Below are 19942 nucleotides of genomic sequence, written 5' to 3'. Positions count from 1 at the left end.
GAGGATCAAAACACATGAGTGATTTTCCAACCAAGGCCCGTGTGGTCATCATCGGTGGCGGCGTTGTCGGCTGCTCGTCCCTGTATCATCTGGCGAAAAAGGGCTGGACGGACTGCGTTCTGCTGGAAAAGAACGAACTGACCGCGGGGTCTACATGGCATGCGGCGGGTAACGTGCCGACCTTCTCGACCTCATGGGCAATCATGAACATGCAGCGTTATTCGACCGAGCTGTATTCGCGTCTGGCCGAAGAGGTCGACTATCCGATGAACTACCACGTTTCGGGGTCGATCCGTTTGGCGCACAGTAAAGAGCGCATGCAGGAATTCGAACGCGCCATGTCGATGGGCCTGTACCAGGGCATCCCGATGGAGATGTGGACCCCAGAGCAGGCGAAAGAGCGCTACCCTTTCCTCGAAACACATGATCTGGAAGGCGTGCTGTACGACCCGACCGATGGCGACATCGACCCGGCGCAGCTGACACAAGCCTTCGCCAAAGGCGCGCGTGATCTGGGCCAAAAAATCATCCGCTTCTGCCCGGCCACCGATGTAACGCAGCACGATGACGGCACTTGGACCGTTCACACCGAAAAGGGCGACATCGCCTGTGACTATGTCGTCAACGCAGCTGGATACTACGCGCAGCGTGTCGGTGAGATGTTCAAACCCTATGGCGGCCGCATGGTGCCCGCCATGGTCATGAGCCACCAGTATCTGCTGACCGATGAAGTCCCCGAGGTTGAAGCATGGTCGAAGGAGAACGGTGGCAAACTGCCTCTGCTGCGCGACGTGGATATCTCATACTACCTGCGTCAGGAAAAGAACGGCTTCAACCTTGGGCCCTACGAGCCCAACTGCAAGGGCGAGTGGTTGACCGAAGACGATCCGATGCCCGAGGATTTCAGCTTCCAGCTTTGGAACGACGATCTGGACCGGATTGAGGACATCATCACCGACGCGATGGAACGCGTTCCGCTGATGGCAACCTCGGGGGTTGGTCGCGTGATCAACGGCCCGATCCCTTACGCGCCGGACGGTCTGCCGATGATCGGCCCGATGCCCGGTGTGAAGAACGCGTTTGAAGCGCACAGCTTTACCTTCGGCATCGCGCAAGGCGGTGGTGCAGGCAAAGTGCTGGCCGAATGGATCGTTGATGGCCACACTGAATGGGATATGTGGGCCGTCGATCCGCGCCGCTACACCGACTACACCGATCAGGACTACTGCAACCAGAAGGGCATGGAGGTCTACGGCAACGAATACGCCATGCACTTCCCGCACCACGAATGGCCTGCTGCGCGCGACAAGAAACTGTCGCCAGTCCATGCCAAGGTCAAGGAACTGGGCGGCGTCATGGGCGCTTATAACGGCTGGGAACGCGCCAACTGGTTTGCCAAGCCGGGCGACGACACCTCGCTTGAGGCCACACATACATGGGGCCGCTCCGGCCCGTGGGAGCAGCGTATCAAGGAAGAGTGCGAAGCTGTCCGCGACAATTGCGGCGTGCTGGACCTGCCGGGCTTCTCGCGTTTCATGGTCAAAGGTGAAGGAGCGGCAGAAGCTCTGCGTGGCCTGATCACCGGTGGTCTGCCCAAGATTGGCCGCATCAACCTCGTCTACATTTCGGACGACCGTGGCCGTATCCTGACCGAGATGTCCTGTATTCGTCTGGGCGAGGATGAGTTTGTGATGATCACCGCCGCTACCGCGCAGTGGCACGACCGCGACATCCTGTTGTCCGCCATGCCCTCCAGCGTTTCGGTCGAAGACGTCACCACCACCCGCGACACGCTGATCGTGACCGGCCCGAAATCGCGCGAGATCCTCTCGGGCCTCAGCGATGCGGACCTGTCCACTGGCTGGCTAACGCATCAGTCCGCGACGGTTGCGGGCAAACCGGTCTTCCTGATCCGCGTCTCCTTCGCCGGAGAGCTGGGCTGGGAGGTTCACGCCCTCAACGAAGACATGCCAGCCATCTACGAAGCGATCCTCGACGCGGGTGCAACCCCGTTCGGCATGTATGCGTTGAATTCTCTGCGGATCGAGAAAGGATACCGCGCGTGGAAGGGCGATCTGTCGACCGACTACTCGCTGCTGGAAGGCGGGCTGGAGCGGTTCGTTAAACTGGACAAACCGCAGGACTTCCCCGGCAAGGCCGCGATCCTGAACGAAAAGCAGCAGGGCGTGAAGAAATCCTTTGTCACGCTAACAGTGGACGCAGGCGATTGCGATGCGCCTTACATGTCCTGCATCTGGCAGGGCGATCAGATCGTGGGCGAGACCACCTCGGGCGCATGGGGCTATCGCGTTGGCAAGTCTATCGCGTTGGGCATGGTCAAGACCGACGTCGCAAACCCAGGCACAGAGCTTGAGGTTGAAATCTACGGCCAGAAATACCGCGCCGTGGTGCAGGAAGACCAGCCGCTCTGGGATCCCGCAAACGAGCGTCTGCGTGCCTGATCCCTTTGGGGATTGCCAAATTGGCACAAAACTCCAAGCTGGGGTCCATGGCGGGCCCCAGTCTGCCTTTCACCAAAGTCCAAATCGGAAGGCTTAAATGACGATCCCTGCACATATGTCCGGCGTTTACCTCACTCATCACGGCGGGCCGGAGGCTTTGCAGTGGCGCGAGGATATTCCCGTTCCAACGCCCGGTCCTGGGCAGGTTCTGGTCCGCGTCGCAGCTGCCGGGGTCAACAACACCGATATCAATACGCGGGTCGGGTGGTACTCCTCGGACGTGACAGCGGCCACCGATGACGTCGATCAGGATGTCGACGCCGGTGGGTGGGGCGGCGCACTGCAGTTCCCTCGAATACAAGGCGGCGACCTGTGCGGTATTGTCGAAGCAGCCGGTCCGGGTGCGAGATTCCGCCCCGGTCAGCGCGTGACCTGCCCAATCAATCTGCCGCGCCCAAGACCCGGCCATCCGCAGGGATTCATTGCCTTAGGTTCGGAGATCGACGGAGCCTTTGCCCAATACTGTCTGGTGGAGGCGGATGATCTCTACGATGTCTCCGCTTCGCCCTTGTCAGATACCGAGATCGCGGCCATTCCCTGCGCCTATGGCACGGCCGAGAACCTTTTGACCCGCGCCGGGGTCACAGCTGGCCACAAGGTGCTGATCACTGGGGCTTCGGGCGGTGTCGGTCTGGCGGCAGTGCAACTGGCCCGCCTGCGCGGCGCGTCCGTCTGGGGCATAACCGGTGCCGCCAAGGCCGAGGTTGTGAAATCCCAAGGCGCGGTTGAGACCTTTGATCGCGATGCTGCGTTGCCTGCAGACATGTTCGACGTCGTGATCGACGTGGTTGGAGGCCCTAAATGGGCGGGCCTCATGCTGGCCCTGAAACCCGGCGGGCACTACGCTGTATCAGGCGCAATTGCAGGCCCGATGGTGCAGGCCGATCTGCGCGACATCTACCTGCGCGATATCACCATTCACGGCTGCACTCACCAACCGCCCGAGGTGTTTGGCCGTCTGGTTGAGCTGATGAATGCCGGTCGGATCAAGCCTTTGATTTCCCGCACCTATCCCCTAAGGGATATTGCCAAGGCACAAGAGGATTTCCAATCCAAAGCGTTGCCGGGGAAATTGGTGCTGATCCCGTAAGGAGTTTATGACATGGCCGAAATTACTCTGTTAGATGGCTCGATCGGGCAGGAGCTGGTCAAGCGCAGCGGCAAACAACCAACGCCGCTTTGGTCGACGCGGGTGATGATCGATCATCCGGAATTGGTGCGCGAGGTTCATGCCGAATACTTCCGGCGCGGGGCCACAGTCGCGACAACCAACACCTATGCCGTCCACCGCTCGCGCCTTGTGCGCGAAGGGATCGAGGACCAGTTGGCGCAATTGATCCACACCGCCGTGTCTCAGGCCGATCTGGCGCGCGCAGGGAATGGCGGGCGCATTGCCGGAGCGCTCGGGCCGCTATTGGCCTCTTACAGACCCGATCTCGAGCCTGATCCGGAGGAGGCCGGACGCAAATTCGCTGAACTGGTCGCGCTTATGGGCGATGGTGTGGACCTGATCCTGATCGAAACTGTCTCGTCGGTGATGGAGGCCGAAGGCGCCCTGAGGGGCACTGCTGGCTGCGGGAAACCTGTGTGGCTGGCCCTGTCTCCGATGGACGAAGACGGAACGCGGCTGCGATCTGGCGAGCCGCTGGGTCAGATTGCCCCCTTGGTCGAGCGTTACAATCCGCAAGCCGTTTTGATCAACTGCACCCGTCCCGAAGCGGTTCCAGCCGGGCTTGAGATACTGTCCGGGATGGGACTGCCATATGGCGCCTATGCCAACGGCTTCACGCATATCGCCGAGGGGTTTTTGCAAGACGCCCCTACGGTTGATAGTCTCGCACAGCGCCACGATCTCAGCCCCGAGGCCTATGCCGACCACGCGATGGCCTGGGTCGACCAAGGCGCAACAATCGTTGGCGGATGCTGCGAGATCGGCCCGGATCATATCGAGGCCCTCGCGCGTCGCCTGGAATCAGCCGGTCATCGGATCGTCTGAACCGACAAGGGAACGGTATGTCCGAGACATCATCGCCAGCCACTGACAGGCGTCAGACCAGCCCCGTGCATTTCGACATTCTGGTCGCGCCGGGCTTTGTGCTGCTGGAACTCGCGTCGCTGGTAGATGTTCTAAGGATTTCCAATCGGGTGTCTGCGACGCCGCCGTTCACCTATACCTACCGATCCCTGCGTGGCGGTCTAATCGCCAGCAGCAGCGACGCAACGGTTCAGACCGAAACCATCCCGAACCAACCCGATGCCACCTATCTGTTTGTGATTGGCAACTCGGACCCGGATCACCCCGACCTGTCTTTGGGCCGAGTGGTGTCGAACTATACCTACCGCGGCGCGCGGGTGTTTTTGTTGGCTGAGGCGGCAAGCCGGTATATCGACGAGCAGGGTACCGCCGATCTGGCAACCCATTGGGAAAACGCCTCATTCCTGCGTGAGCGCGGTGCACGGTTCGAAGCGAAACTGTCCATCGCAACCGAGCGCGGCGCAGTCGTCACTTGTGCAGGTATGGGGGCCACCACCGATATCGCACTGGTCGTGATCGGGCGGCATATCTCGGGGCCCACGCAATTGACCGTGGCGGACGTCATGCTGCATGAAAATATTCGCGATTTTTCGTCGATGCAGCCGTTCTCGGGCGCGAAAAACACCGCGACTGGGGACAAGAAACTGGATCATTGCATCAAGCTGATGCAGGCCAACATCGAAGACCCTTTGCCGATCCAGGACCTTGTGGACAGCCTGAATATCTCGAATCGATCTCTTGAGCGGAAGTTCAAAGCGTTCTTCGGCACCACACCCAACGGGTTCTATCGCGAAATGCGGTTGGCCAAGGCGAACAATCTTTTGCTGAACACCACCATGAGCGTGCGCGAAATAGGTTTGGCCTGCGGTTTCCCGAACGGGTTCTCATCAGTTTACCGGAGTTTTTTCGGTGTGACCCCCTTTGTGATGCGCCAACAAAAGAGACAAGCCGCGCAGAGATGATTTTTGCGGATGCGATGACGTTTTTGATGGATTCCGCGCCGATTTTTCATGCCATTCAGGGACAAACCTGAACGAACGGAGTCTTCACTATGGTTGATCTTCCCAGCAAGGCCCGCGTGGTCATCATCGGCGGCGGCGTGATCGGATGCTCGGTTGCCTATCACCTGACCAAGAAGGGCTGGAAAGATGTTGTGCTGCTTGAGCGAAAGCAACTGACCAGCGGCACGACCTGGCATGCGGCCGGTCTGATCGCGCAGCTGCGCGCGACGGCGAACATGACCAAGCTGGCGAAGTACAGTCAGGAACTCTATGGCTCGCTCGAGGAAGAAACCGGCGTTGCGACAGGTTTCAAACGCTGTGGCTCAATCACCGTCGCGCTGACCGATGAGCGCAAGGAAGAGATCTACCGCCAGGCCGCCATGGCCCGCGCCTTTGGCGTTGAGGTCGAAGAGATCTCGAACGAGCGCGTGGCCGAGCTGTATCCACATCTCAACATCGAAGACGTCAAAGGGGCTGTGTATCTGCCGTTGGACGGGCAGGGTGACCCGGCGAATATCGCGCTGGCGCTGGCCAAGGGCGCGCGCCAACGCGGTGGTATTGTGAAAGAGCGTGTGAAGGTCACCGATGTCGTCAAGCAAGGGCGCAAGGTCACCGGCGTTGACTGGGTTGCCGACGATGGCAATGCCTCCGGCCACATCGAATGCGATATGGTGGTGAATTGCGCTGGGATGTGGGGCCACGAAGTGGGTCGCATGGCGGGCGTGAACGTTCCTTTGCATGCCTGTGAGCATTTCTACATTGTCACCGAGGGCATCGATGGCCTGACACAGCTGCCGGTTCTGCGCGTCCCGGATGAATGCGCTTACTACAAGGAAGACGCAGGCAAAATTTTGCTCGGCGCGTTTGAACCGAACGCTAAGCCCTGGGGCATGAATGGTATCCCCGACAGCTTTGAGTTCGATCAACTGCCCGAGGATTTCGACCATTTTGAACCAATCCTCGAAGCGGCGGTGAACCGTATGCCGATGCTGGCCGAAGCCGGTATCCACACCTTCTTCAACGGACCTGAATCTTTCACTCCCGATGATGCCTATCACTTGGGTCTTGCGCCCGAGATGGACAATGTCTGGGTCGCGGCGGGCTTCAACTCGATCGGTATCCAGTCGGCCGGTGGCGCGGGCATGGCGTTGGCCGAATGGATGGACAGCGGTGAGAAGCCGTTTGATCTGGGCGATGTCGACATCAGCCGGATGCAGCCCTTCCAAGGCAACAAGCAGTACCTGTTCGAGCGCTCGAAAGAGACTCTGGGCCTGCTCTACGCCGATCACTTCCCCTACCGTCAGAAAGCCACGGCACGCGGAGTGCGGCGAACTCCGTTCCACCATCACCTGTTGGAACAAGGCGCGGTCATGGGGGAATTGGCCGGTTGGGAACGCGCCAACTGGTTCGCCAATGACGGGCAGGAACGCGAATACCAATATAGCTGGAAGCGTCAGAACTGGTTCGAAAACTCTGCCGCAGAACACCGCGCCGTGCGCGAAAATGTCGGCATGTATGACATGTCCTCCTTCGGGAAAATCCGCGTCGAAGGCCCCGACGCCGAGAGGTTCATGAACTACATCGGCGGTGGAGATTACTCGGTGCCGAATGGCAAGATTGTCTACACCCAGTTCCTGAACCGCACCGGCGGGATCGAGGCCGACGTAACCGTGACCCGCCTGACCGAGACCGCCTATCTGGTCGTCACACCAGCCGCGACCCGTCTGTCGGATCAAACATGGATGCAGCGCAACGCGGGCAACTTCAACGTCGTCATCACAGATGTGACCGCCGGCGAAGGCGTTTTGGCCGTCATGGGACCGAACGCGCGCGCTTTGCTCGAGAAAGTCTCGCCCAACGATTTCTCAAACGCGGCCAACCCATTTGGTACGGCACAAGAGATCGAGCTTGGCATGGGCCTCGCCCGCGCGCATCGCGTCACCTATGTGGGAGAGCTGGGATGGGAGATCTATGTCTCTTCTGACATGGCAGGACATGCCTTCGAGACGCTGCACGCGGCTGGGCAGGATATGGGTCTAAAGCTGTGCGGTATGCACATGATGGACAGCTGCCGCATCGAAAAGGGCTTCCGCCATTTTGGGCATGACATCACCTGTGAAGACCACGTGGTTGATGCCGGGCTTGGTTTTGCCGTGAAGGTCGACAAGGGCTGTGACTTCATCGGCCGCGAAGCCGTGATCGCGCGGAAAGAGAGCGGCCCAAAAAACCGTCTCGTGCAGTTCAAACTGACTGAGGCCGAGCCGCTATTGTTCCACAACGAACCTATCGTGCGCGATGGTGAGTATGTCGGCTACCTGAGTTCCGGCAATTATGGCCACACTCTGGGTGGTGCTATCGGTCTGGGCTATGTGCCGTGTGAAGGCGAAAAAGCTGCGGATGTTCTGGCATCGAGCTACGAGATTGACGTTTGCGGTGTCAAAGTGAAGGCCGAGGCGTCTTTGAAACCGATGTATGATCCAAAGTCCGAGCGCGTGAAGGTTTAACCCGCAGAACAGGGGGGCTCCGCCCCCGCCGCGGCGAGCCGCGACTCCCCCCGGGATATTTAGGGCCAGATGAAGCAGGGGATCCGGTCTTCATCTGGCTAAAAATATCCCGGAGCGCGAGGCAGAGCCTCGCTTAAAAGCGCGAGTTCGAAGTCGACCCATCACAATTCGTTATGCGCGACTTCACTGTTTTCAGAGTTTTCAACCCTTCAGGAACTGCCGTAAATGGGTCCGATACTTGTCGGAGATTTCCCGTGGCGACTGCCTCCTCACCTTCACAGAATGCGGACACCCCAAAAGGGTTTGTGCTGGCAGTTTCTGCTTATGTCATGTGGGGTTTCCTGCCTCTCTATATGAAAGCGCTGAGCCATATTGGCCCGGTTGAGGTTGTGGCGCATCGGGTCATCTGGTCGGTGCCGGTGGCGGGGCTTCTGCTTGTCATTCTGGGGCGGACCCGAGACCTTAGGGCCGCGTTGGGCAATCCCAAGATGTTGGGAATGGCGGCTTTGACGGCGGCGCTGATCTCGGTCAACTGGGCGATTTATGTCTGGGCGATCTCAACCGGCCATGCGCTGGATGCGGCGCTCGGGTATTATATCAACCCTTTGTTCAGTATCGCCTTGGGCGCTGTGTTGCTGCGAGAACCTCTGACGCGCATGCAACTGGTTGCTGTCGGGCTGGCAGCTTTGGGCGTTTTGGTTCTGGTGGTCGAGGCGGGGCGTCTGCCTTGGGCGGCGCTGGGTTTGATGGTGAGTTGGGGGTTCTATGCCTTCTTCAAAAGGTCTCTGCCGATTGGGCCCAATCAGGGGTTTCTGCTTGAGGTTCTGATCCTTTTGATTCCCGCGATCGCTTATGTGACGTGGCTTGGGGTTCAGGGAACCGGGCATTTCGGGGTGTTGGCCTCGGATACTGTTTTGCTGTCTTGCGCTGGTGTCGTGACCGCGGTGCCTTTGCTGGTTTATGCCAACGGGGCCAAGCTCGTCAGGCTGTCGACGATGGGCATCCTGCAATACATCGCGCCCACCATGATCTTCATCACCGCAGTCGCCGTGTTCGGAGAACAGATTGACCGGGGCCGCATGATTGCCTTCCCTCTGATCTGGGCGGCGCTTGTGGTGTATTCGATCCCGATGATCCGACAGGCGCGGGCTCAGGCCTGAAGCAGAAGACGCGCGGCGCTTTCGGCCCAAATCGCGTAGGTTTTGGGACTGGGGTGGTATCCATCTGGCGCGGCAAGAGCGGGATCATCCGGTAAATCCAGCGACAAGTGCCGGAGTTGCGGATGGGCGGCAACGACCTGTTGCAGACCACGATCCAGGCGCGCGGATTGTCGACCCAATACCCAAGCCAAGGGATGGGGCAGGGACGGAAAGCGGTTCATCTGCGGTACTTCTGTCACCACGACGCGTCGCGCACCGAGGCGTTGGGTCAGAGTCCTGGCCAATTGGTTTTGCCGTTCGACGAAGCGTTTGTAGGTCACGCCTCGGGTCACGTCGTTCACGCCGAGCGCGGTGACGACCGCATCGTATGTGCCGTCGATCGCTTGCAACCTCTCAAGCGTGTCTCGGGTCGTGTGTCCGGTTGTTGCCTCAAGCCGCCATTCGACCGAGTGACGCCGCGCCAAGTGTTTGACCAAATGGCCCGACAGCGCTTGATCCTGTGTGCCCGCGCCGACGCCGGCGGCAGAACTGTCGCCTGCAATTAACAGGCGCAGGCGAGGCCCTCGGCCGGTTCGCCCCTGGCGCGGTCCGATTGGTTCCGGCAGCAGCTGGGCCTTGCGGCGCACAGCCAAGCCCTGAGCCGCCAGAACCGGCAGCAGGGGCACACGCAGAATCTGATCGGCGGCAAGCGGATTTGACATGATCAGCTCAGTGCGGATTTGAATTCCTGAAATCGCGGGTCGGTCATCACACGGGCCATCATCGCTTCACGCAGGGCACCAATGGTCTTGTGAGGGCGCATGACGACCTCGAATTGCTGGATCAAACCGTCGTCGTTTAGTGTGATCAGGTCCACGCCGACCGCATCCAGATCTCCGACCTTGCATTGAAACTCAAGCGCCCAGTCATTGCCACTGCCCATGATCCGCCGGTAGCGGAAGTCGGAAAATACCTTGCCCACATGGCTCAAAACGGCCGCAACCTGCGCGCGGCCGGTCCAGGTGCTGTAGTAGGTGGGCGGCATGAAGCGGACGTCCTCGGCCAAAAGCGCGTGAATGAGGGCTTCGTCCCCTTTGGCGACAACTTCTTGCATACGTTCGATTGTTGGATGCATGTCCTCTCCCCTTCTTTCCTCAACGGTTCACGATACGCGCGTCTCGCGCAAGGACGACGTTGCGGGAAGGGACGCTGTGGGATAGGCACGCGGGCATGAGCGAGACCTACGATCCCCCCAAGACACCGCTGGATGTGCTGCATGAAGATGCGCAACTGATTGTGGTGAACAAACCCTCGGGCTTGTTGTCGGTGCCGGGGCGAGGTACGCATTTGGCGGATTGCCTGCTGACCCGCGTGCAGGCGGTGTTTCCGCAGGCCCTGCTGGTGCATCGGTTGGACAGGGATACCTCGGGCGTGATGGTGTTTGCGCAGACACCCCATGCGCAACGCAATCTGAGCATGCAGTTCGAGCAGCGACAAACCCGCAAAACCTACATTGCCCGTGTTTGGGGGCGGCTGGAAGCCAAGACGGGCACGGTTGATCTACCACTGATCGTCGACTGGCCCAACCGACCGCGTCAGATGGTGTGCCAAGGCACGGGCAAACAGGCCGTCACCGATTGGCGTGTTGTCAAATATGAAGGTGACACGACGCGCGTGCGCCTGTTTCCGAAAACCGGTCGCTCGCATCAGTTGCGCGTTCACATGCTGGCCTTGGGCCACCCGATTCTGGGTGACCCGTTTTACGCCGATGGCGCAGCGCGCGATTTCCCGCGCCTCATGCTGCATTCCGAGGAGTTGCGCCTTAAAAGCCCCGAGGGCGGCGTGGCAATGAAGTTTCGCGCCAAGGCGGATTTCTAGGGTCAGGCCACGTTGGTCCACAGCAGTTTCAGGTTCCCGAGGGAAAACCTACGCGATCTTTTGCGGCGCGCGGGTTGTGCGCGGTGTCGATCGGCTGCCAGTTCACGCTCGATCTCATAGGCGCGAAGGGTGTGATCTTGCGACCAGCGCTCAAGTTTCAGATGCATCAGAACATGGTTGTCTAGGCTGGGCATATTGGGCCTCCGGGTTTTTGAAATCTGACCCAAAGTTGCGCACCACTCCTGACACCCCCTTGTCAGGGGGATGTGCTAGGCTGTCAGCAGTTTGACAGGAGACCCCGACATGAGCCGCTCGACCCGGTTGTTCGAAATCATCCAGATGCTCAGGGCCGCAGATGCGCCTGTGACAGCCGATCAACTGGCCGAAAAGCTCGAGGTGTCCACGCGCACAGTCTACCGTGATATCGCCGAGCTACAGGCGCAGCGCACACCGATCGAGGGGGAGGCAGGCGTCGGATATCTGATGCGGCGCGGCTATGATCTACCACCGTTGAATTTCGACGCCGAAGAGGTTGAGGCGCTGTGGGTCGGGCTGTCGATGCTGGCGCGCACCGGGGACAGTCATCTGCAACGGGCAGCGCGGCGCATCTGTGACAAGATCGACGCGCTCCATTGTCCTGCCGATTGGCTGCAGGTCTCGACCTGGGGTGCGCCGGTTGATGATCCCGCGAAAGGATGCATCCCTGTGGCCAGTTACCGCGAAGCGATACGGGCCGAGCAGAAAGTGCGCATCACCTATGTCAACGGTGCGGGCGAACGCTCTGAGCGAGTCATTCGGCCTGTGGCTCTGATCTACCACATCGAATGCACGATGCTCGCCGGGTGGTGCGAGCTGCGGAGCGGGTTCCGGCATTTCCGGACGGACCGTATCTGGGCCTGTGAAGACACGGGCCAGAGTTTCCGGGGCCAAGGCAGTTCGCTACGGGATTTGTGGAACGAGCAGGAGCGTGAAGATCCGGCCACGCAGACCGTCTGAACCGGTATGGGCGGGGATTCGCCGACTTCACCGCATTGTTGCTTGAGCCCGCGCAACGCTGCCGTGATATACTGATCTGCAACAAGGCAAACCCGATCAACGGGGGCCCGAGCAGAAGGTGATACCATGACGATTTCCAAGTTTTTTCTGGCAACCGGGCTATGCTCGGCCATGGCTCTGGCGGCCTGTACCGATCCGGGCACGTTGAACCTGCCCTCCGATCCGAATCAGAACGCAAAGCAAGGCGCAGTTTTGGGTGGTTTGGTCGGTGCTGGTGTTGGCGCAATCGCGAATAATTCGAACCCTCTTTTGGGCGCGGTGGCAGGCGGTGCGATCGGCGCGGCTGGCGGAGGCCTGATCGGCAACCAACTTGATAAACAGGCTGCAGAATTGCGTCAGCAGCTGGCCAATGATGGGATCACCATTGTCAACGCGGGCGACCGGTTGATTGTGACCGTTCCCAATGACATCACCTTCGACACTGACAGTGCGACGGTCCGCCCGGCATTGCGCGCCGATCTGGTGCGAGTTGGTCAGAACCTCGTGAACTATCCGAACTCGAACGTGCAGATCATCGGTCACACCGACAGTGATGGCGAGGCCTCCTACAACCAAGGCCTGTCCGAGCGTCGCGCCAATGCGGTTGCTGACGTCCTTCAGGCGAACGGTGTGAACTACAGCCGGATCGTCACCATCGGACGTGGTGAAAACAACCCGGTTGCCTCGAACCTGACGCCGGAAGGCAAGTCGCAGAACCGGCGGGTCGAGATCGTCATCGTACCCAGCGCAAACTCGTAATTCTATGTGCATTGCGGGCGGTCTTAGGGCTGCCCTTTTGCGCGCACGATCTGTGCAAGAAATGGGGTTTGGATCACGCGCGTCTCGGTCTACCTATTGGGAAACACTGAAACGGAGTTTCCCGCAATGTCCCAACCGACCCTCCTTGGCCTGTCCGGTTCCCTGCGTCAGTCAGCAACAAACCGTAAGCTTCTGCGCGAGGCGGCACGCCTTTTTGATCCTGCCAGCTTTGTCGAAGCGGATCTGAACCTGCCCCTCTATGATGGGGATCTGGAAGAGGGTGAGGGCATCCCAGCCGCCGTGCAAACGCTGGCTGACCAGATCGCGCAAGCGGATGCGGTGATTATCTCCACACCGGAATACAACAAGGGGCCGTCGGGCGTGCTGAAAAACGCGCTGGACTGGGTCAGCCGCACTTCGGGCAAACCTTGGGCCGACAAGCCGGTTGCGGTAATGTCCGCCGCAGCGGGCCGGGCCGGAGGGGAGCGCGCCCAGATGGTCCTTCGCGCCTATTTGGTGCCGTTCCAGCCGCGCATTCTGCAAGGCCCCGAGGTCCATCTGGCCGACAGCTCCAACGCGTTTGACGACGGGGGACGGCTGACAAGTGAGCGCTACGAAAAGACCATACATGCGTTGATGCAAAAACTGCGGGCTGAGGTCGGGCGTCTTTAGGCGGATACGGTATGCATGAGGTTCGGCAAAGCGATGTGATGGACCCGGCCCGGGCGGCGGGCTTGCAAGTTGCGCTGGGGTTGGAGCCTACGATCTCTGGCGGTTCAGCGTTGCCACCGTTCTTTCATCAGCTTTACTTCTGGTCCCCGCGTGCACCATCTGATCTGGGGCGCGACGGGCACCCTCGGGTCGGTATTGATCTGATCCCGGACATGGGCCTGCCGCGCCGGATGTGGGCCGGGGGGCGGTTGGATTTCCATACCCCACTGCGCGCAGGTGTGAAGGCCCAGCGGTACTCGGCTCTGGAGAAACAGAGCCGCAAAACCGGGCGCACTGGGCCGTTGGGGTTTGTCACGCTCAAGCATGAGATCTGGCAGGATGGGGCGCTCTGTGTCACCGAATGGCAGGATCTGGTCTATCGAGAAGATCCCGGTCTGGATGAGGTAAAGCCAACGCCGCCCGTGGCGCGTGGTGACGAAACAGACCATCGCGAGGTGAGCTTCGACAGCACCCTATTGTTCCGGTACTCTGCGCTTACTTTCAACGGCCACCGGATTCACTACGATTTGGACTATGCGCGCGATGTCGAAGGGTATGGCGGGCTGGTCGTACACGGGCCGCTATTGGCGCAGTTGTTAATGCTGTTTGCGGAGGAGGTGATCGGCCCGCTGACGTACTTTTCCTTCAGGGCAACCGCGCCGCTTTTGCATTTCGAGACGGCCACACTCTGCCGCAAAGGACAAGACCTGTGGGTTCGAGGCCCCGAAGGGCGACAGTGCATGCAGGCAGAAGCGCGGTCAGAGTGATGCTTCGGGCCGGAAGTCCGCAGGGATTTCATCTCGACCGTCCAGCATCAGGTCCGCCATCACCTCGGCCACTTTCGGGGCCATGCCGAAGCCGATCTTGAAACCGCCATTGGCGATGAACTGACCGTCGTGCAGCGGGTGTGTACCCAGCATCGGAGCGCGGCTTTTGCTGCGGGGGCGAACGCCGGCCCACCGCTCGATCACTTCGGCTCCGTGCAGCACGGGAACGGCGCGGGTGGCGCGGTCGATCACATCCTCAAGCGCGTCGTCGGTGCTGGTTGGATCATCATAATCCCGCTCCGAGGTCGAGCCGATCGCAAGCGTGCCGTCTGCATGCGGCACGATATGGATCGCATCTGCAAAAAGCTGCGGCACCGCACCCGCATCAAAGCGCAGCAATGCCGCCTGTCCCTTGACGCCATTGCCGACAGTTTTTCCGAAACTTTGGCTGAGCTCCTGCAACCCGGCGACACCTGTCGCGTGCAGCACATGGCCCTTGTCCGGGGCCTCAGCGACCACCTCAACCCCCATGACCGAGAGCGCCGCAACCAGCGCGGCACAGGCCCTGCGCGGGTGCATGCGCGCGGTCAGGGTGTCGTGGATGACATAGCCGGTCGGGCTGGGCGGGCACCATTGGCCTGCCTCCGTCGTGGATAGCACCTGCCACTCGGCCTGGCCTTGCCAGAGCTCTTGCGCGGTGGCATGCCGTTGGTGCGCCAGTTGCAGGGTGCGCTCATCCATGATGGGTTGCAGACGTCCCAGACGCCCATACCCGGCTGAGACCCCTCCGGTCGCTTCGACCTGCGCCCAAAAGGGTTCGGCCATGATCAGGCTGTCGAACTGAAAGGCTTTCTTGGCATTCCAGTTCTCGGGCACATGCGGGGCCAGGGCGCCGACCAACCCTCCGCTGGAGGCCGCGCCGGGGCCAAAGGGATCGACAACCTGCACCTTCGCGCCGCGCCGGGCGCAGGTCCAGGCGATGGAGAGGCCAAAAATGCCAGCGCCGCGTACCGTCACATCGACCATTGCCAAACCCCTCTTCCTTGTTCAGTGTCGCGCCGCTTAGCTACAGGATTCCCCGATGGCAGACCAGCACGCCGAATTGACATGGAGAGAGGACCGGATTCCGGTCTCGGACCAGTTCAATGACCCCTACTTCTCGTTGCAGAACGGGTTGGAGGAGACGCGGCATGTCTTTCTATCGGGTAACGACCTGCCCGCACGCTTTGCGCCGGGGTTTCATATTGCCGAACTGGGCTTCGGCACCGGCCTGAACCTGCTGACCGTCTGGTCCGCGTGGGAGGCCGCAGGCCAGACCACTCCGCTGCGATTCACCAGTTTTGAGGCCTTCCCTATGGCCCCCGAGGATATGGCGCGCGCCTTGGCCGCATTCCCCGAGGTGCAACCTTGGGCAGACCGCTTCCTGTCGCAATGGCACGGCGGCTCCTGTCAGTTCGACACGCTGCACCTTGAGGTGATCGAAGGCGACGCGCGTCAGACGTTGCCCGGATGGACCGGCAAGGCCGATGCGTGGTTTCTAGACGGCTTCTCGCCCGCGAAAAACCCCGAACTCTGGGGCGCGGAGTTGATGCAGCAGGTATCCGATCATATGGCACCGGGCGGCACTGCGTCCACCTACACCGCGGCAGGCTTTGTCCGCCGCGGGTTGGAGGAGGCCGGTTTCGCAGTTACCCGCGCGCCCGGATACGGTCGCAAACGGCATATGACACGGGCGGTGAAAGCGTGACGCAGCAGAACAATATCTCGGCCGGGATCGCGCTGATGGTCGCCTCGACGGTGGTTTTTGCCTTGCAGGATGGGATCTCGCGCCATTTGGCCGGGACGTATAACACTTATATGGTGGTGATGGTCCGCTATTGGTTCTTCGCGGCTTTTGTCATCGCATTGGCGGCGCGCGCTCCGGGTGGCTTGAAGGCTGCGGCGCGCACCGATCAGCCGAAACTGCAGATCTTTCGCGGCGTTCTGCTGGTGACTGAGATCTGTGTCGCCGTTTTTGGTTTCACCAAGCTAGGTCTGATCAACAGCATGGCGGTCTTCATCTGCTACCCCCTTCTGGTCGCGGCCCTCAGCGGCCCGGTTCTGGGTGAAAGCGTGGGTTGGCGGCGCTGGACGGCGATCGGGGTCGGCTGCGTCGGCGTGCTGATCATCCTGCAACCAGGGGTCGGCGTGTTTAATCCTTGGGCAATCATTCCGCTGATCTCGGCCTTTCTGTTTGCGGTTTATTCGCTGCTCACCCGCTATGCCGCGCGCCGAGACAGCGCCGCCACCAGCTTCTTCTGGACTGGTGTCAGCGGAGCCGTTGCCATGACGCTGGTCGGCATGTGGTTCTGGGAGCCGATGGCAAAGGCGGATTGGGCCTGGATGGCAACGCTTTGTGTTAGCGGTGCCTTTGGCCATTGGCTGCTGATCAAATGCTATGAGGCGGCCGAGGCCAGTGCGGTGCAGCCCTTTGCCTACCTCCATCTGGTCTGGGTGGCGATCCTTGGCATCGCAATCTTCAACGAGGTTTTGCGCCCTGAAGTTGTCGTCGGCGCAGGGCTGGTGGTTGCTGCGGGGCTGTTCACTCTATGGCGCGAACGCCGCAAGGGTTGATCCAGTCAGCTCCTGCGAGAAGGGCACAGGCAGGGCGGGTTTGCCCAGACGCGCGCGGTAGACCGGAAGGCTTTCGGTCACGCGCATCACATAGTTGCGCGTTTCGCTGAAGGGGATGGTCTCGATCCAGTCGACCACATCCACCTCACCGGCGCGGGGGTCGCCATAGCGCTCCATCCATGAGATCGGCCGCCGCGGTCCGGCGTTGTACCCGGCAGCCATCATGACCACATTGCCGTTGAAATCCGCCGCAAGGCTGGACAGGTAGTTGGCCCCCAGCTTGGCATTGTATTCCCAGTCCGTGGTCAGCCGCCCGGTCTGATGCCCGCTGAGGATCCCCAGCTCCTGCGCGACCAGTTTGGCCGTCGCTGGCATCACCTGCATCAAGCCTCGCGCGCCTGCGCCACTGATCACCACCGGATCAAATTCGCTTTCACGCCGGGCGATGGCCAATGTCATCTCTTTGGCCATCGGCAGGCCGATATCTGCGACCGGATGCACGGGGTAATAGGCTGCGGGCAGAACTGTTCCCGTGGTCGCGGCGCGTTTGGCGATCATCACGGCCAGATGCGGCTCTTTCAACTCGATGACCAGATCGCCCAGCTGATTGGCTTGCGCTGTATCGAGGCTTTCGACCAGGTGGGTCAGAAACCGTTCTGAGAGATTGTCCTCCCCTGCCTTTAGCAGCAGCAGACCGGCCTCCAAAACGCTGGAGTTCGCAAATTCGGCTTGTCGCCAATGCGCGGCGCGGGGTGGGTTGGCGAGGGTGCTGTCAAACGGTCGCCCGATCTGTTCGGCTGCCAGAATGCCGTAGAAAGACGTCTGATAATCTGCACCCATTGCATAAGCGTCATATGCTTTCTCGGCATCCCCTTGTGCCGCGTAAGCGCGACCCAGCCAATAGCCGGCGCGGCCACGTGATATCGGAGACTTCACTGCGCCTTCGAAGTTTTGGAAATGCCGAACCGCCGTCGCGGGGTCGTTCAACTTTCGCAAAGCCAGAAACCCGGCCAGCCATTCCAGGTCGGCGTATCCATAACCCATCTCTGGCGTCATATGATGATTGGCGGCGACTTCATAGGCACGGGCCGCACTGCCCTGCCGCATCTCAAGCCGGGCCAGTCGGCGTCGCCCTTCGGCCCATTTGTCCGGCTCACCCAAGGCGTCCGGGCCAGTTGAGCGTGACAGCATCAGATCAATGGCGCTGTCGTCCAACTCTTTCTTGTCGCGCCAGACAAAGCGATCAAAAGCCAGCCCCGGAGACCCTGCCAGAGCCTTGGGTACGGCAGAAATCTTGCCGTCCACGCCCGGTTCGCGTTTTTGCAGGGCAATGCGGGCTTCCGCCAGCTTGCGCCGATCGGCGTTGACCAGAGGCAGCATACGCCCGGCGCTGACCAAATGATTGTCCCACAGCATCCGATCCAGTCGCGCTGTGTGGTGCGGTTTCAGCAATTTGCCGAAATTCTCAAGATAGTCCTGCTGCAACCCTGACCCCATGGGCATGGTGCGCCAGGCTGTGACGATATCCGCCTCGGCGTCCCCAATCCGACCCTTGGCTTTCAGAGCGACCGCATAGTTGAGCGCGCCTTCGGCCGTTTGCGGTGGCTGATCGGCATAGAAGTTCACCACTCGATCCGGATCAGCCCCGGTAAAGGACGGCTCGCTCTTGCGGCGCAGCCAGGCCAGTCCGGGCCAGTCGGGGCGACGCTCAAGAAACACCAGCACATCGCCTGAGCTGCCAAAGCCCTCTCGCAGCCAATGCCACACGATGATGTCACGCGTAACCGAGCCGCGTGCGCCAGAAACCGCTAGCGCTTCGTTCCAGTCACCTTTGCGCATTTCGGCCAGCCCGGCGCGCAGATCACCGGTCGCATCGGCCCGCGCGGCGCTTGCCTGCATCCCAAAACACAGAATCACTGTTGCCAAAAAGGCCAGAACGCGTGTCATCCCTTGCATTTCCCAACCAACCGAGGATAGAGCCATTCAGGATAAACCTTGCGCCGCCAGTATCAACTCACAAAGCCAAAAACGTGAGCGAGGATGGTGCAAATACTGCAACCGCACTTCAAGGAGCGCGACCCATGTTCAAAGGCTCAATTCCAGCCCTCGTCACCCCGTTCAGCAACGGCGAGTTGGACCTGGATACGCTCAAACACTTGGTAGAGTGGCAGATAAAGGAAGGCTCAACCGGCCTGGTCCCCGTTGGCACCACCGGCGAAAGCCCGACGCTGAGCCATGAAGAGCACGAAACCGTCGTGGCCGAAGTGGTCAAAGCTGCCGCAGGTCGGGTGCCGGTGATTGCGGGCGCAGGTTCGAACAACACCGTCGAGGCAGTTCGATTCGTCCAGTTTGCCAAGAATGTCGGGGCCGATGCGGCACTGGTGGTCACACCATATTACAACAAGCCGACTCAAAAAGGCCTGTTGGCCCATTTCCGCGCCCTGCACGATTGCGCCGAGATTCCGATCATCATCTACAACATCCCGGGCCGCTCGGTCATTGACATGACCCCCGCGACCATGGGCGAACTGGCCAAGCTGCCGCGCATTGTCGGTGTCAAAGACGCAACCGGCGATCTGGCGAGAGTCAGCCAGCAGCGCGCAAGCTGTGGCGCCGACTTCTGTCAGCTGTCGGGCGAAGACGCCACCGCGCTGGGCTTCAACGCGCATGGCGGGGTAGGCTGTATCTCGGTCACGGCCAACGTGGCTCCGAAACTCTGCGCCGAGTTCCAACAGGCAACGCTGGCGGGCGACTATGCCAAGGCATTGGACTATCAGGATCGCCTGATGCCTCTGCACGAAGCGATCTTCATCGAGCCCGGCCTAGTCGGCGCCAAATACGCGCTGAGCAAACTGGGCCTCTGCAGCACCGAAGTTCGCTCCCCTCTGACTGAACTGGAAGACAGCACCAAGACTGCGATCGAAGCCGCGATGGCGCATGCAGGTCTGATCTAAACTAGACGTTCTAATGAAAAGGGC

The 19942-nt window shown here is 60.5% G+C and carries 19 protein-coding genes; 14 read left to right on the top strand and 5 right to left on the bottom strand.

Annotated features, from left to right (window positions below; all coding sequences use genetic code 11):
- Positions 1-14 precede the first annotated feature (14 nt).
- From ACR0B5_RS10355 to rarD, 6 genes are all read left to right on the top strand, one after another.
- A complete protein-coding gene (locus ACR0B5_RS10355; protein WP_480540245.1) occupies positions 15-2462 on the top strand; it encodes a GcvT family protein in 2448 nt (815 codons plus the stop codon).
- A gap of 97 nt (positions 2463-2559) precedes the next feature.
- The gene (locus ACR0B5_RS10350) at positions 2560-3612 is read left to right on the top strand and encodes an alcohol dehydrogenase family protein (protein WP_480540244.1); all 1053 of its coding nucleotides are present in this window, start codon (positions 2560-2562) and stop codon (positions 3610-3612) included.
- A 12-nt stretch (positions 3613-3624) separates the two neighbouring features.
- Positions 3625-4518, top strand: a complete 894-nt coding sequence (locus ACR0B5_RS10345) for a homocysteine S-methyltransferase family protein (protein ID WP_170642648.1) — start codon at positions 3625-3627, stop codon at positions 4516-4518.
- A gap of 17 nt (positions 4519-4535) precedes the next feature.
- Positions 4536-5519, top strand: coding sequence for a GlxA family transcriptional regulator (locus tag ACR0B5_RS10340; RefSeq protein WP_480540243.1), 984 nt, complete (start codon positions 4536-4538; stop codon positions 5517-5519).
- An 89-nt stretch (positions 5520-5608) separates the two neighbouring features.
- Positions 5609-8062 carry a GcvT family protein gene (locus ACR0B5_RS10335; RefSeq protein WP_480540242.1) on the top strand — a complete coding sequence of 818 codons (2454 nt, stop codon included), beginning with the start codon at positions 5609-5611 and terminating at the stop codon, positions 8060-8062.
- Between the two features lie 254 nt (positions 8063-8316).
- Positions 8317-9222, top strand: coding sequence for an EamA family transporter RarD (gene rarD / locus ACR0B5_RS10330; RefSeq protein ID WP_480540241.1), 906 nt, complete (start codon positions 8317-8319; stop codon positions 9220-9222).
- Here rarD and ACR0B5_RS10325 read toward each other — a convergent pair.
- Both ACR0B5_RS10325 and ACR0B5_RS10320 read right to left on the bottom strand, forming a co-directional pair.
- A complete protein-coding gene (locus tag ACR0B5_RS10325; RefSeq protein ID WP_480540240.1) occupies positions 9213-9923 on the bottom strand; it encodes an SGNH/GDSL hydrolase family protein in 711 nt (236 codons plus the stop codon). The two genes, rarD and ACR0B5_RS10325, sit on opposite strands and share 10 nt — an antisense overlap.
- Before the next feature lie 2 nt (positions 9924-9925).
- Positions 9926-10336 (bottom strand): nuclear transport factor 2 family protein, encoded by a 411-nt coding sequence (locus ACR0B5_RS10320; RefSeq protein WP_480540239.1) that lies wholly within the window; start codon positions 10334-10336, stop codon positions 9926-9928.
- Between the two features lie 95 nt (positions 10337-10431).
- Between ACR0B5_RS10320 and ACR0B5_RS10315 the strand changes: the two genes are divergently transcribed.
- Entirely contained in the window at positions 10432-11079 is a 648-nt protein-coding gene (locus tag ACR0B5_RS10315; RefSeq protein ID WP_480540238.1) for an RluA family pseudouridine synthase, read from the top strand.
- A 2-nt stretch (positions 11080-11081) separates the two neighbouring features.
- On the opposite strand, the gene ACR0B5_RS10310 is transcribed toward ACR0B5_RS10315, so the two are convergent.
- Positions 11082-11273: a hypothetical protein gene (locus tag ACR0B5_RS10310; protein WP_170471344.1), complete on the bottom strand. Its 192-nt coding sequence runs from the start codon at positions 11271-11273 to the stop codon at positions 11082-11084.
- A 109-nt stretch (positions 11274-11382) separates the two neighbouring features.
- Between ACR0B5_RS10310 and ACR0B5_RS10305 the strand changes: the two genes are divergently transcribed.
- The 4 genes from ACR0B5_RS10305 (at position 11383) to ACR0B5_RS10290 (ending at position 14351) form a co-directional block, all read left to right on the top strand.
- Positions 11383-12075: a helix-turn-helix transcriptional regulator gene (locus ACR0B5_RS10305; protein ID WP_480540237.1), complete on the top strand. Its 693-nt coding sequence runs from the start codon at positions 11383-11385 to the stop codon at positions 12073-12075.
- A gap of 126 nt (positions 12076-12201) precedes the next feature.
- Positions 12202-12873, top strand: a complete 672-nt coding sequence (locus ACR0B5_RS10300; protein ID WP_170661536.1) for a YiaD family glycine zipper/OmpA-like lipoprotein — start codon at positions 12202-12204, stop codon at positions 12871-12873.
- 126 nt (positions 12874-12999) lie between these two features.
- Positions 13000-13545, top strand: coding sequence for an NADPH-dependent FMN reductase (locus ACR0B5_RS10295; protein ID WP_170552461.1), 546 nt, complete (start codon positions 13000-13002; stop codon positions 13543-13545).
- Between the two features lie 11 nt (positions 13546-13556).
- On the top strand, positions 13557-14351 hold the full coding sequence (locus tag ACR0B5_RS10290) for an HTD2 family dehydratase (protein ID WP_480540236.1): 795 nt from the start codon (positions 13557-13559) through the stop codon (positions 14349-14351).
- On the opposite strand, the gene ACR0B5_RS10285 is transcribed toward ACR0B5_RS10290, so the two are convergent.
- Positions 14343-15377, bottom strand: a complete 1035-nt coding sequence (locus ACR0B5_RS10285) for an NAD(P)/FAD-dependent oxidoreductase (protein ID WP_480540235.1) — start codon at positions 15375-15377, stop codon at positions 14343-14345. The genes ACR0B5_RS10290 and ACR0B5_RS10285 overlap by 9 nt on opposite strands.
- A gap of 55 nt (positions 15378-15432) precedes the next feature.
- On the opposite strand from ACR0B5_RS10285, the gene mnmC2 reads away from it, so the two are divergent.
- Both mnmC2 and ACR0B5_RS10275 read left to right on the top strand, forming a co-directional pair.
- The gene (mnmC2, locus tag ACR0B5_RS10280; RefSeq protein WP_480540234.1) at positions 15433-16098 is read left to right on the top strand and encodes a tRNA (5-methylaminomethyl-2-thiouridine)(34)-methyltransferase MnmC2; all 666 of its coding nucleotides are present in this window, start codon (positions 15433-15435) and stop codon (positions 16096-16098) included.
- Positions 16095-16964 carry a DMT family transporter gene (locus ACR0B5_RS10275; protein WP_480540233.1) on the top strand — a complete coding sequence of 290 codons (870 nt, stop codon included), beginning with the start codon at positions 16095-16097 and terminating at the stop codon, positions 16962-16964. The genes mnmC2 and ACR0B5_RS10275 overlap by 4 nt, the downstream gene beginning before the upstream one ends.
- On the opposite strand, the gene ACR0B5_RS10270 is transcribed toward ACR0B5_RS10275, so the two are convergent.
- Positions 16938-18911 (bottom strand): lytic transglycosylase domain-containing protein, encoded by a 1974-nt coding sequence (locus tag ACR0B5_RS10270; RefSeq protein WP_480540232.1) that lies wholly within the window; start codon positions 18909-18911, stop codon positions 16938-16940. The genes ACR0B5_RS10275 and ACR0B5_RS10270 overlap by 27 nt on opposite strands.
- 134 nt (positions 18912-19045) lie before the next feature.
- Here ACR0B5_RS10270 and dapA point away from each other — a divergent pair, with 134 nt between their 5' ends.
- Positions 19046-19918: a 4-hydroxy-tetrahydrodipicolinate synthase gene (dapA, locus tag ACR0B5_RS10265; protein ID WP_480540231.1), complete on the top strand. Its 873-nt coding sequence runs from the start codon at positions 19046-19048 to the stop codon at positions 19916-19918.
- Positions 19919-19942 lie beyond the last annotated feature (24 nt).

This window comes from Ruegeria sp. AG1 (assembly GCF_056541705.1).
This window is presented reverse-complemented; position numbering and strand designations above follow the sequence as displayed.